10 protein-coding genes and 1 pseudogene are annotated in these 13,458 nt (G+C 58.4%); 4 read left to right on the forward strand and 7 right to left on the reverse strand.

Annotated features, from left to right (window positions below):
- Window positions 1–111 (forward strand): annotated as a pseudogene (locus tag ACQ4WN_RS21365) (IS1595 family transposase); the annotation flags it as partial.
- A 171-nt stretch (window positions 112–282) separates the two neighbouring features.
- Here ACQ4WN_RS21365 and ACQ4WN_RS21370 read toward each other — a convergent pair.
- Both ACQ4WN_RS21370 and ACQ4WN_RS21375 read right to left on the reverse strand, forming a co-directional pair.
- Window positions 283–1,524: a hypothetical protein gene (locus ACQ4WN_RS21370; RefSeq protein ID WP_436553329.1), complete on the reverse strand. Its 1,242-nt coding sequence runs from the start codon at window positions 1,522–1,524 to the stop codon at window positions 283–285.
- 144 nt (window positions 1,525–1,668) lie between these two features.
- On the reverse strand, window positions 1,669–3,294 hold the full coding sequence (locus ACQ4WN_RS21375; RefSeq protein ID WP_436553330.1) for a response regulator: 1,626 nt from the start codon (window positions 3,292–3,294) through the stop codon (window positions 1,669–1,671).
- A 349-nt stretch (window positions 3,295–3,643) separates the two neighbouring features.
- Here ACQ4WN_RS21375 and ACQ4WN_RS21380 point away from each other — a divergent pair, with 349 nt between their 5' ends.
- Entirely contained in the window at window positions 3,644–4,708 is a 1,065-nt protein-coding gene (locus tag ACQ4WN_RS21380; RefSeq protein WP_436553331.1) for a GGDEF domain-containing protein, read from the forward strand.
- 193 nt (window positions 4,709–4,901) lie between these two features.
- On the forward strand, window positions 4,902–8,939 hold the full coding sequence (gene purL / locus ACQ4WN_RS21385) for a phosphoribosylformylglycinamidine synthase (protein WP_436553332.1): 4,038 nt from the start codon (window positions 4,902–4,904) through the stop codon (window positions 8,937–8,939).
- A gap of 104 nt (window positions 8,940–9,043) precedes the next feature.
- Here the strand turns inward: purL and ACQ4WN_RS21390 are convergent, their stop codons facing one another.
- The gene (locus ACQ4WN_RS21390; protein WP_436553333.1) at window positions 9,044–10,189 is read right to left on the reverse strand and encodes a DUF3800 domain-containing protein; all 1,146 of its coding nucleotides are present in this window, start codon (window positions 10,187–10,189) and stop codon (window positions 9,044–9,046) included.
- Window positions 10,190–10,234: 45 nt separating this feature from the next.
- Window positions 10,235–11,041 (reverse strand): lipid II flippase Amj family protein, encoded by an 807-nt coding sequence (locus ACQ4WN_RS21395; protein ID WP_436553334.1) that lies wholly within the window; start codon window positions 11,039–11,041, stop codon window positions 10,235–10,237.
- 312 nt (window positions 11,042–11,353) lie between these two features.
- On the opposite strand from ACQ4WN_RS21395, the gene ACQ4WN_RS21400 reads away from it, so the two are divergent.
- Window positions 11,354–11,809 (forward strand): tellurite resistance TerB family protein, encoded by a 456-nt coding sequence (locus ACQ4WN_RS21400; protein WP_436553335.1) that lies wholly within the window; start codon window positions 11,354–11,356, stop codon window positions 11,807–11,809.
- Window positions 11,810–11,840: 31 nt separating this feature from the next.
- Here the strand turns inward: ACQ4WN_RS21400 and ACQ4WN_RS21405 are convergent, their stop codons facing one another.
- The 3 genes from ACQ4WN_RS21405 to ACQ4WN_RS21415 all read right to left on the reverse strand — a co-directional run bounded on the left by ACQ4WN_RS21405 (window position 11,841) and on the right by ACQ4WN_RS21415 (window position 13,308).
- Complete coding sequence (locus tag ACQ4WN_RS21405; RefSeq protein ID WP_436553336.1) at window positions 11,841–12,368, reverse strand: hypothetical protein; 528 nt, start codon at window positions 12,366–12,368, stop codon at window positions 11,841–11,843.
- Between the two features lie 63 nt (window positions 12,369–12,431).
- Entirely contained in the window at window positions 12,432–12,824 is a 393-nt protein-coding gene (locus ACQ4WN_RS21410; protein ID WP_436553337.1) for a hypothetical protein, read from the reverse strand.
- Between the two features lie 34 nt (window positions 12,825–12,858).
- A complete protein-coding gene (locus ACQ4WN_RS21415; protein ID WP_436553338.1) occupies window positions 12,859–13,308 on the reverse strand; it encodes a hypothetical protein in 450 nt (149 codons plus the stop codon).
- Window positions 13,309–13,458: the final 150 nt, after the last annotated feature.

Here is a 13,458-nt window from a genome sequence, read left to right on the forward strand (position 1 = left end):
CTGCCGAATTATCTGGGGTGGCGCTGGATACTCGACGCCGGACGCATCCGCTCCCCAGAAACATTGTTGAAGGCAACCATGGGAGAGTTCCCACACCTTACGGTGACATAGCCTAATTTAACGAGCGCTTCTGGTAGAACCCGGCCGATGGCGTTCAGGATAGCGGTTTGCCCATCTGTAAAACGCATTAATGGGCAACATTTCCGTGCACGCGTGAATGTTTCGTAGCGGGGAATCAGTTTAATTGCAAATTTACAATTATTGAGATGCCCTCCACCCCTTCTAAGGTGTCACGAGCTGCGCAGAAGCGCTGCCTTCAGGGATAATCAGGGCAAAGTCGTAGCCGTTGATCAGGTTGAACAATTCAATGTCGCCGCCCGCCAGCTTGCGCGAGCCTGGCCGCAGTGGACGCAGATCAAATAGCGACCAACTGCCGTCGGTGGCGCCTGCACTGGCCAGCAGTTTGAAGGCCGGGCTGTCAAGTTCGATTTGTGCCGGCTGATATGGCTTGCCCGCTCCCGCGAATCTCAGTTGCGTACCCTTCGCCGCCAGCACGATCAGGTGCAGCGAGGTAAGGCCCTGGCCTTCGGCGCGTTCAGCCAGAAAGTTGCCAATGTCACGATTGTTAAGTGGATTAATACCCTTGTATGCGTGATTTGCGCCGACCTTGACCACCAGCTTTTGCTCTTGCATGCCGAGCCGGGTTTCCAGGGTCCGCTTTAACAGCGTCAAACGCAAGCGGTTGGATAGCTCGCGATCGCCGGGCACTTTAGAGGCGCTTTTCTGATAGATGGCGCGGGTGGCCAGCAATGCATCGAGCAGGCCTAGCGCGGTTTGCTCTTTGGGGCCGGCAAGTAGCGGGCGCAACGATGTCAGGTCCTCGGTTGAGCCCGACAGTATAAAGTACTCGAAGGGATTGCCGGTGGATGCCGCCTTTTGAGACGCGACAGCTTCCATTTGACGCAAGGCTTCCAGCTTCGCGCGGGCGGCCGGATTAACCGGCTGGGCCAGCATCAGAGTGATCAGATATTTGGCCGCACCGACGAACTCCTGATCGATGCCCCATTGCTGGAAGCGCGGTCCTGCGGCCAGGGCAAAGCCGGCGAGCATCTCTGCTTCCTGGCGCATGGTGTAGAAAGCAACGGAGTCCGGATAAGTGGCGTCGAATCTGGCGATAGCAGCAACCGCGTCGGCGCCCTTGAGTATCCCTTGGAGCGCGCTTGTCACGGCTGGGCCATTTTCAGTTACCAAGGTCGTGAAGCCGGCAGGGGGCAAGGCATTGAAGTAGGCGGCTGAGAATTGGGCGATCTCGGCGACACCGTGATCCTCGCCCAGGAGGACGTACTGCGCCTGGCGAGAAGCCTGCAGCAGCAGTGCCGCACCGGGTCCCGATAACGTGCCTTTGTCAACGGTGATGGCGAGTCGGCTAGCTGTGAGTTTGTCAAGGACGGCGGTATCGGCGACGGCCGAATCGGCGAAGCCGAGCGTCAGGGCGGCGGCAAAGAAGGCGAGACGGAAGAACATAGTAGTGTGGGCCGATCAGGGCGGTCAGTAAATGAATCAACAGTGTAAACTGTCGTTAGGAACGTCGGCTTCTGGGCCGATAGCGGACGGGGACGCCGGTTCCCCCAGGGGCACGCCCCGTCAACCAAAGGGGGCAGGCAGGAGTCAGGTTGCGATACCATACTTGTGCTGCGTGGCAGCATACTGTTGCTTGAGCGATTCCAGCTTCGGATGCCTGGGGTCGATCTTGCGGATCACTTGCATCTGGTGCTGCGCCTGTTCGGCCAGCGGGGCTTCCCAGCCCAGCATATTGAGCTGGCGCAAGATGGCGTCGACGGAGGCGAACAGCACGGGCAGGTTGCCTGGCGTCTTGCGCAGGGCCTGGCGCAGCACGAAGACGGCGCCTTTGAGCTCGCCGCTTTCCGCCTTGCTGGCCGCGTCCTGCATCAGTTCCTGCACCTGGTTGCTGATTTGCTGGCCCATGCCTTGCGCCAGGTCATGGCGGCCCGCTTTTTCAAACACGTCGACGGCCGCTTCCATCGTCACGTCGCTGTCGGCTTCGTTGACGAGTTTCATCATGACATCGGATGCGGCCTGCTCAAGGTTGTTTTTCAGGCAGCTTTGCACCAGGCCCACCTTCAGTTGCGTCGACAGGCCCCGCGCCGTGTCCAGGGCGGCGGCGGCCAGCTGCAGTTCGCTGGCGGCGGCGATGTCGTTGCCCGACAGTTCATGCAGCATGGCGGCCGAGATGGCGCGGCAGGCTTCCACATTGGCGCCGCCCCGCAGCGAGCGCTCCATGTCGCGCAGCACGCCGCTGGCCTGCGGCGCATCGCCCTTCTTGACCAGTGTTTTGACCAGGTTGACGTGGTCTTCCGGATCGCGGAATTCAGAATACTTCGCTTTCGTCACCACTTGCTTGTAAGCCCGTTCGGCCGCGCCGATGTCGCCCGTGTCAAACGCGATGCCACCCAGGTGGCGCAAGCGGCGCACCATGTGCGGCGAGATGGCCACCGCGTCTTCGAGGATTTTCTTCGCCTGCATCTGCTGGCCCATGGCTTCATGGTTTTGCGCCAGCAGGTCGTAGGCGGCCATGAAGCGGGGATAGGTTTCCACCAGTTCCAGCAGCGCCTCCTGCGCATCTTCATGGCGCTGTTGTTCGAACAGCGTGCGCGCCAGGCCCAGGTGGGCCCAGGCCATGGGCCGCGTGGCCAGCATGTCGGCGTACAGCTGTTCCGCTTCCTTCCATTCATCGAGGGTGATGTGCAGCTCGGCGCGCAGGCGGGTGAAATCGGCCGCCAGGCGCGGGTGCTGCAGTTCGGCCGCGCGGCAGCTTTTCACGGCTTCGCGCAAGTCGCCCTTGTCGATCAGCTGATACGTGGGCAGGAAAATGGCGCGCCGCTCGATGGCGCGCGCGATGCGTCCGCTCAGCACGTCGACCGTAAACGGTTTTAAGATGTAGTCGGACGGGGTCAGTTCGGCCGCGCTGATCACCTTGCTGTGGATGGCTTCGGAGGTCAGCATGATGAAGATCGTCCACAGGCCGATCAGCTTGTGGTGGCGCAAGTCTTCCAGCAATTGCTGGCCATCCTGGCCGTCCATGCCACTACCAAGATCGTACTCGCACAGGATGATGTCGAACGGTTTCTTCATCAGCAGGCGGATGGCCGTGCCGGAATTGACCGCATATTCCACCTTGGTGATGGCCGCCTGGTTCAGCATATTGTGCAGATTTCCCCGCATGCTGGGGTTCGGGTCGACGATCAGGACAGATAAGTCGCTAGTTTCTGGCATTGTTCAGCTCTCGTTCATCTGTTCGGTCATTTGCCGGAACGCTTTTTATATGTCTCTACCCGGCAACATTATTTTTTATCAGCATACTGCAAAGCCGGCCGACACTGCCAGCAAAATGCATGCAATCGGGCATGCAGCGCGAGGGCAGGGACGCCCGGCGCCGTCCAGCGTTGTATTTCATGACACAGGGTTCGCTTGTGGCGGTCCCAGCACCTGTTTTTTCGTCCATTTATTGACTAGCGTGATAGTATTTTATAAATGCAACAAGTGTTGCATACCGCGCCATGTCGCGGCAAGGCATGCGCAGGCTGTATGGGCGCTTTCTCCCTCTCTGGTATCGATACCCGTCATGCGCTTACCCGATCTGTCTACCTTGCGACGCATTGCCGTTCCGCTGGCATTTGGCGGCAACAGCGAACAGCAGCATACCTATTTTGCGGAACTGCACCGGGTCGGTATGGTTACGCAACTGCTGGGCATCATCGCCTACAGCATGACCTGGCTGCTGATGCCAGAGCCCTATCATCCGAACCTGCCGCACGCCGTGCTGGCGCTGCTGGGCATGTTGACGAGCCTGGTGGTGCGCTATCGCTGCACCACCTTGCCCGTGCTGACTATTACCGGCGCCTGCGCCGTGCTGACGTTGACCTTCGGCTTGCGCACCATGGCCGACGCCGTCCTTCACGCCAGCTTCTGGGTCTTGCCCGTGGGCGTCTTCATGACCCTGGCGATTGCCTCCATCTTCAATGGCGGCCTCAGCTACCTGGCCGTGGTGGCCGGCGTGTGGTGGAACGTGGGCCACGGCCTGTACCCGGTGAACGCGGGCTTGCCCGACCAATCCTGGGCGCCCTTGATGATAGTCGTCAGCGTCCTGTTCGGGCTGGCGCTGAATGTCAGCTTCAGCTTATTGCGTTTGCGTAACTATCACGCCAAACTGGAACTGACGCGGCTGGCCTTCCAGGACAGCCTGACGGGTTTGAACAACCGCCGCATGTTCACGCAGCGCGCGCAGCAGATGCATGGCGCGCCCGACGGCGGCATGCTGCATTTCCTGATGATCGATATCGACGATTTCAAGATCATCAATGACCAGCAGGGTCACGATGCAGGCGACGAGGTGCTGGTGCGCACGGCCGCCATCATCGCGGACAAGGCGCAAGGCCATTTGTGCGGCCGCCTGGGCGGCGAGGAATTCGGTGTCGTCTACGCGGGCGACCACGAAGCGGTGCGCACCTTTGCCGGCACCTTGGTCGAGGCCGTCAGCCAGGCTTTCCATGCTGCACAGTTTGTGTCGATCAGCGTGGGCGTGGCCGAGCTGGAGCGAGGCAAGGAACTGGGCCACAGCTACCGGCTGGCGGACGAAGCACTGTACCTGGCCAAGCGCCAGGGCAAGAACCGCTTCGTGATTGCCTGATGTTCGCATGAGGGTGTTGTTGCCGTGTCAAAAACTGCCGCTGTGTGGGGCGCAAGGGTGGCAAAGCCCCAAGTTCCGGTCATAAGGCAAGGGTAAAACGGGTATAATGCGCGCAAAGGAAATTTGCCGTACGAAAGATATTGTCATACCTACCTTTAACCCGCAGCCACGCTGCATCAACCACCTTCCAATCATGTTGATACTGCCGGGTTCCAATGCCCTGTCCCATTTCCGTAGCCACCGTCTGTTAAGCCAACTGCAAGCCGTTTCGCCTGCGATTGTTGCCGTGCAAGCACGCTATGTCCATTTCATCGATGCCAGCGCGCCTCTCACCAACGACGACAGCACGCGCCTTGGCGCCTTGCTGACGTACGGCGAACCGGCCCACGCTGACAATACGGAAGGCGCTGCCGAAGAATTCTTCGTCATCCCCCGTTTCGGCACGATTTCGCCGTGGGCTTCGAAAGCCACCGACATCGCGCACAACTGCGGCATGGCGCACATCAAGCGCGTCGAACGCGGCATTGCTTTCCGCATCAACCTGAAATCGGGCATTCTGGGCAGCGCCATTGGCGCCGGCAAATTGACGGACGAGCAGGTTCAAGCTGTGGCCGACCTGCTGCACGACCGCATGACGGAATCCGTGCTGCGCAGCGCCGACCAGGCCAAGGACTTGTTCCGCACCCTGGAAGCGCGCCCACTGGAATCGATCGACTTGCTGGGGCAGGGCAAGCGTGCGCTGGAAACGGCGAACACGGAACTGGGCCTGGCGATGTCGGAAGACGAAATCGACTACCTGGACGCCGCCTTCACCAAGGCTGGCCGCAATCCGACGGACGTGGAACTGATGATGTTCGCGCAAGCGAACAGCGAGCATTGCCGCCACAAGATCTTCAACGCCGACTGGACCATCGACGGCGTGGCGCAGCCAAAGTCCTTGTTCGGCATGATCAAGAACACGCACGAACTGCAGCCGAAGGGCACCGTCGTCGCCTACAGCGACAATTCCTCGATCATGGAAGGCGCCACCGTGTCGCGCTTCTACCCGCGCGGCGACAAGCACGAATATGCGGCATCGACGGAGCTGACACACACCTTGATGAAGGTGGAAACGCATAACCACCCGACGGCCATCTCCCCATTCCCTGGCGCCTCCACGGGTGCGGGCGGCGAGATCCGCGACGAAGGCGCGACGGGCCGCGGCGCAAAGCCAAAAGCTGGCTTGACGGGTTTCACCGTATCGAACCTGTCGCTGCCGGACGCCGTGCGCAGCTGGGAAACGGCCGCTTCCGTGACGGCGCCTCTGGCTGGCCGTACTGACGCAGATCAATACGGCAAACCGGAGCGCATCGCTTCGCCGCTGCAAATCATGATCGAAGGCCCATTGGGCGGCGCCGCGTTCTCGAACGAATTCGGCCGTCCGGTATTGGGCGGCTACTTCCGCACGTATGAACAGAACGTCGGCGTCGACAGCGATGCCGTATTTGGCTACCACAAGCCGATCATGATCGCCGGCGGTATCGGCAATATCTCGGCGCAGCACACGCACAAGAACGACATTCCCGTTGGCAGCCTGCTGGTGCAGCTGGGTGGCCCGGGCATGCGCATCGGCATGGGCGGCAGCGCCGCCTCGTCGATGACCACCGGCAGCAACACGGCCGACCTGGACTTCGATTCCGTCCAGCGCGGCAATCCGGAAATGGAACGCCGCGCCCAGGAAGTCATCAACGCCTGCTGGCAAATGGGGCTTGATAATCCGATCATCTCCATCCACGACGTGGGCGCGGGCGGCTTGTCGAACGCTTTCCCGGAAATCACCAACGACGCCAAGCGCGGCGCGATTTTCGACTTGCGCAAGGTGCCGCTGGAAGAATCGGGCATGGCGCCGAAGGAAATCTGGAGCAATGAATCGCAGGAACGCTACGTCCTGGCCATCGCGCCGGAAAGCCTGCCATTATTTAAGGCCATGTGCGAACGCGAACGCTGCCTGTTCGCCGCCGTGGGCGTGGCCACCGAAGAGCGTCAACTCAAATTGATCGACCCGGAACTGGGCAACGAACCGGTCGACATGCCGATGGACGTTCTGCTGGGCAAGCCGCCAAAGATGCAGCGCGACGTGGTCCACGTGGCCAACGATTTCCCGGCGATTGACCTGACGGGCATGGACTTGAAGGATGTAGCGCAAAAAGTGCTGCTGCTGCCTACCGTGGCCGACAAATCCTTCCTGATCACCATCGGCGACCGCAGCGTGGGCGGCATGACCGTGCGCGACCAGATGGTGGGACCATGGCAAGTGCCGGTGGCCGATTGCGCCGTCACCACCATGAGCTTTGAAGGTTATCTGGGCGAGGCGATGGCCATGGGCGAACGCACGCCGCTGGCCGTGATCGACGCCGCCGCCTCGGGCCGCATGGCCGTGGGCGAAGCCGTCACCAACATCGCTGCCGCCGCGATTGCCGACATTTCCGACATCAAGCTGTCCGCCAACTGGATGGCCGCCTGCGGCCAGCCTGGCCAGGACGCAGCCCTGTACGACACGGTGAAAGCCGTCGGCATGGACCTGTGCCCGGCGCTGGGTATCAGCATCCCCGTCGGCAAGGATTCGCTGTCGATGCGCACGACGTGGAAAGATGAGAACACGGGCGCGGCGAAATCCGTCACGTCGCCGGTGTCGCTGATCGTGTCCTCGTTCGCGCCAGTGACGGACGTGCGCAAATCGCTCACGCCGCAGCTGAAAACGGACAAGGGCGACACGTCCTTGATCCTGATCGACCTGGGCCGCGGCAAGAACCGCCTGGGCGCATCTGCGCTGGCGCAAGTCATGGGCCAGCTGGGTAATGAAACGCCGGACGTGGACAGCGCGGCCGACCTGAAAGGCTTCTTCGCGGCCATTCAAAAGCTCAATAGCGACGACAAGCTGCTGGCCTACCATGACCGTTCGGACGGCGGCCTGTACGCCACCCTGACGGAAATGGCGTTTGCCGGCCACACGGGCATGTCCGTCAACCTGGACATGCTGACCATGGAAGGCGAGCACTCGAGCGACTGGGGCGACGCCAAGAACTGGACCGGCCAGGTTGCGGAACGCCGCAACGAACTGACCCTGCGCGCCTTGTTCAGCGAAGAGCTGGGCGCCGTGATTCAGGTGCGCGCGGAAGAAAAGTCGCTCGTCATGGACGTGCTGCGCACGTTTAACCTGGGCGCCTGCAGCCATATCATCGGCAAATTGAACGACCGTGACGTGATTGAATTCACGCGCGACGCCAAGCTGATTTACACCCAGCCGCGCGCGGAGCTGCACCGCCTGTGGAGCGAAACGAGCTGGCGCATCGCCCGCCTGCGCGACAATCCGGCTTGCGCGGACGCCGAATACGACCGCCTGCTGGACGTGCAAGACCCGGGCATGTCGCCTATCGTCACGTTCGACCAGAACGAGAACGTCGCCGCGCCATTCATCGCCACCGGCGTGCGTCCGCGTGTCGCCATCCTGCGCGAGCAGGGCGTCAATTCGCACATCGAGACAGCTTACGTGATGCACCAGGCAGGTTTCACGGCCGTCGACGTGCACATGAGCGACCTGATTGCGGGGCGCGTCAAGCTGGACGACTTCCAGGGCGTCATCGCCGTGGGTGGCTTCTCGTACGGCGACGTGCTGGGCGCGGGCGAAGGCTGGGCGAAAACGATTCTGTTCAATGCCAGCCTGGCGGAACAGTTCGCGCGCTTCTTCAACCGCACGGACAGTTTTGGCCTGGGTATCTGCAACGGCTGCCAGATGATGAGCAACTTGAAATCCATCATCCCCGGCGCCCACGCCTGGCCTAAATTCACGCGCAACAAGTCGGAGAAATTCGAAGGCCGCTTTGCCATGGTCGAAGTGATGGACTCCCCATCGATCTTCTTCAACGGCATGGCCGGCACCCAGGCCGGCATCGCCATCGCCCACGGCGAAGGCTACGCCGACTTCTCGCAAACGGGCGACATCACCCAGGTCACCAAAGCCATGCGCTTCGTCGACAACAAGGGCGCCGCTACCGAAGCGTACCCGTACAACCCGAACGGCTCGCCGGAAGGCATCACCTCCGTCACCACGCCAGACGGCCGCTTCACCGTGCTGATGCCGCACGCAGAACGCGTGTTCCGCAGTGTCCAGCAGTCCTACCACCCTGAAGCATGGGGCGAGGATTCGCCGTGGATGCGCATGTTCAGGAATGCGCGGAAGTTTGTGGGGTAATTAGCTCGCTTGCAGGGTAGCGCTGGAGTTCAATGCGCTGCTGCTGGGGTAGGAATGAGAAAACCGCTGTCGGGAGACAGCGGCTTTTTGTTTTTTGAAATACATTACTTCATATTTTTAATGATTGCTTGTAAGTTCTGAAATCGTTGCTCACTAAGAAATTTTATTTCACCGATGCTTCCGAGGTCGAAAATCTCGTCAGCTTTTTTTAGACGACTAAGTAAAGGTATGGCAAGTCCATCTACTAAGTCGGCAAAACCTATCAAGTCTGCGTAGCTAGCTGGTATTTTGTAGCCTTTGGTTGAGCTGGCGATTACAACATCATGATCTCTTAGTTTAGCAATTACGTTTGAGCGTAGATATTGTTTTGTTATATCATGAAAACCCTGATATTTTAGGTGATCAAGAATTTCATTGGTGGAAGTGAAAATTTTCTCAAAAGGAAATCTTGTTTGAAAGAGTAGGTAGCTTAGTGTGGCATATTGTATTTTTATTTCCCTGTCAGTCGAGTTGAAATTATTTCTTAAAAATCCAGATGCTCTTTGAAGTGAGATATTGGATATTTTCAAATCAACAGCACTGGATGATTTATTGATTGTTAAGTCTGCCTCGAATTTTGGTGGCCATTCATCTATTCTTATTCTTTTATTTTGTATGAGGCTTAGAAAGCAATCTCGAGCTTGGCCGGAAACTTTTTCTTCATATAATTTTGCGGTAGTGCCAACCAGGAAATCAGCAAGTTGAACTAATATTTGATCTCTGCTATCAACAATTTCGATTTTCGAATCAAAGAAAAGATCAGGTATATGGTTGTTGGAAATGTATTTTCTAAAACTTTCGATAAAATAAGAGTCGCCATGTCCATCGGCATAAATTGTTATATTGCTTATTGAGTTAAATATTTGACTGTAAAGGAGTCCATTTATGAATTTTATAAAGGATTTTTTGTGCCGCAATCCGCTATCTTTTATTATTCGAGATTTATCTACGCAAACCGCGTAAAACTTGAAATTTAAAGATGATATTTCGTTTATTATTTTTATTCTTTTTCTATCGCTCAATTTGCTTGATTTTATCTCGCTAGAATTGAAGTGTTTTATTCTAATTTTTTCTATTGATGCTTCAAGTTCGGACCTTTGTTCGGCCGAAATTATTACTGCTAGCACTATGAAATAATTTGACGCACCAACCTTCTCGGTTGCTAAATCATGGTTTCCGGATTCATCGACGAAGGCAACGTAATCGCTCATTGGTAGTCCATTTTAAGTTTGTACTTTTAGATATTTTTTTAATATTCACAGCCCCTTCGCCACCCCCACAATCACAACCGCCGACGGCACCAGCAAAAACTGCGCAATCAGCGTTCCCGCCAACCGGCTTCCCACCAGCCACACCACTGCGCGCCGGAATTGCGATTCTTCGATCTTGCCCTCGATGACGTCATCTGTCATGCCAGACATATGCGGGTCGATGAAGACGGCCATCATGATGGTGGCGCCGCCGTTGATGATCGATGAAAGCGTGCTGGAGGTGACGCGCACGCTGGGGTCGAGCACGCCTGCGTATAGGGCCGCAAAGACTCCGACTGTCCACAGGGCCGTGGCGATGACATTCATGGCCGTCATGGAGATGGAAACGCCCGATTTTTCGCGCAGGCCCGTGACGTTGGCGGGCTTGGGCAGGCTGGCGGAGGTCTTGAGGTAAGACAGGCCGCCCTTGAAGACGGCGTGCAGCAGCAGTTTCGGTACCGACCTGTGCACCTGGAAATGCTCGACGGCGCGGCAGAAGGCGCGCTGGAAGGTGGGGATCAGGATCGCGCCTAGGATGGTTGCCAGGCTGGCGGAGAATAGCAGCCAGCGGAAATCTACCAATAGCGTGCTGGCGGCAACGTGCTGGTCGATGCCTGTTTCCACGCGCTTGGCCAGGAATGGTCCCAGGAAAGAGTTCGACGTGCGCGACAGCAGCATCAAAATGCTGAACAGGGCCAGCGACACGGCGATGCGTCGCGTGCGGATACCGGCGATGCGCACGGAGTAGGCGAGGGTGCCGATAATGTGGATGATGAACGTCAGTGCGCAAATCAACAGCAATTGCTTGTCCATCACAACCTTGCAGTAAAGAAAATGTCATTCCATGCTGCCATGAAGTTACTTATTCTTCAACTGCAAAGAAGATAATTTTATGTGATTGGGGGTTTTTGGTAGTTTGTGTGGAGTTGACTGAATTTCACCCCAAGGCAGAAACTGGGGTCAGACCCGACGGGTCTGACCCCGGCTTTTGCCTGTGGGTGAGATAAATGCCGCCAGTGAGCGTATGGCGTAGTTCATTGCTTGTATTTCAAGCTTGCACCCTCAACTACCGCACATGGCGGCGTGTCTTGCCGCACTGATGAATGACCAACCCGGAGAACCACCATGAGTTTCGATTCTTTTTTGTCCAAACTGAAGTCCAAAGCAAGTGAACTGAAAACCGAGGCATTGAAGTACAAGAACAAGGATTTCCTGAACGCCGCGATGGCGGGCTCGGCCTTGATCGCCATGGCCGATGGCAGCGTCAGTGCGGAAGAGAAGCAGAAGATGGTGAAGTTTATTGAAAGCAATGATGCGCTATCGGTGTTTACCACCACGGACGTGATCAAGGCTTTCCAGGACTATGTCGGTCAGCTGGAATTCGACAAGGATATCGGCGAAGCCAAGGCGTATCAGGCGCTGGGCAAGATGAAGTCGAATGTGGAGGCGTCGCGCCTGCTGGTGCGCATGATTATCGCCGTTGCTTCGTCGGACGGCAATTTCGATGCCAACGAGCAGCGCGTGGCCAGCAAGATCGCGCGCGAGCTGGGCTTGAATCCAGACGAGTTCGAGCTGCAGTAACCGCCAGGCCAGCCGGCCCCGGCTGGTTAGCTTAATCCTTGTCCCACCACGGCGGCGTGCCGGAAGACCAGGGGCACGCCATTTCCACTTCGCTGATCCTGTAGCGGATCTCGATCACCTGGCCATGGTGGAACGGACCGCGTCTCCAGTCGCCGGAATGAAAAACGTAGCCTTTGCCCTTGATGCAAAGACTGGTCGGATTGTTGCCGATGGGACCGGTCGAGTGCAGGGTGACGCGCACTTCGCCGTTGGCGTCCAGTGGGGCGTCGCCTCCCATGAAGAGTGGATCCGAGCCCACGTCGCAGACACGGGTGCTGCCTATCTTGCTGCAGTGCTTGATATACGTTTCCTGGCGCGCCTGGGCCAGGTAATTGTCATGCCGCATCGGCTTGCCATCGTCATAGGTAAAGCGCAGGATGACTTGCGTGGGTTCGCTGGCAGGATGGCGTGTGGTGCTGGTGCAGGCGGCGCTGACCAGGGCCAGCAAGGGCCAGGCCAGCAGGCGCAGGATGCCGCGCAGCAGCGTTGAGATCGGATTGTTGCCGAGTGAATGCCGCATGTGGCGTTGCCATTTGTCTCATGAACTGGACGGCGATCATAGCATGCGTTGGCGGCGGTTCCGCTAGGCCGCGCCGTGATTCAATTCCTGCAGCACTTTCTTGCACAGCTCGCCGTACCCCACGCCCGTGCCCCGTTTGTGGGCGGCCAGGTCGACGCCGGCGCTGATGTCGTCCCATGCCACGCTGCCGGGCAAGGGAAGCAAGTCGTCGTCCAGGTCCATCTCGAAATGGATGAAGTGGCCGTCAGCGCTCAGCAGCTTGCCGGACACGGTGGGCATGCCGGGCCAGGCCAGTTGCAGGTCAAGCATGAGGGCCGTGCCCAGTGCCACGCCATGGCTGGCGGCGCACTGGCGCAAGGCATCGGGCAGCGGACGGGCGCGCCACCAGGCTGCCGTCTGGCGGATGGCCGCCAGGGTCAGCGCGTTTTGCTGTTGGACCGAATATTGTTTGCTCATGGCTGCCACCCCAGGCGGAACGCAACATGCACCATCAACGTGATGCCAGGCCCATGTTTTGCACGTGGGCGGGCACGATGTCGCCGCTGGCCATTGTCTCGGCTGGTACCCGCATCAGCACTTCGCCACCCACGCTGCCATCGTCGCGCAAGTCGATGCGCATGGCCAGTTGCTGGTCGAGCGCCACGAAGCTGTTTCTGCTACTGGCGATGATGCGGTGTTCTTCCTGATCATCGATGCGCGCATACATGAAGGCGCCGATGGTGCCCGCATTGCGCAGGTGAAGCACCTGGCCGTTCGCCAACGCATAGCCGCCGCGGAACGGGGCAAATTCTTGCGCATTCATAAAGTGCCTGTGGGCAGGCAGTTCGATCGTTTGCAGGCGTCCGCCCGGAATGGTGACGGTCTGGCTGTCGGGGAGCGATTGCGCATTTGCCAGCAGGGCGCAAACGCCCAGGGTGCCGGCCAAGATCCATGTTTTCATTTTCCAGCCCATCCTTGAATGTGGTGCCGTCCGCTGCCGGGGCGGCGATGTTGATGTGGGTGCCAGGGAAACCGAACCGGCTTGTCCGCAAGCGCTGCTGTCACACTGGCAAGGTGCGGCCTACCGGTTTTGCCAGTGTAGGCAAGCAAC

The sequence above is a fragment of the Janthinobacterium pasteuri genome (assembly GCF_051380775.1).
Classification (GTDB): domain Bacteria; phylum Pseudomonadota; class Gammaproteobacteria; order Burkholderiales; family Burkholderiaceae_D; genus Janthinobacterium.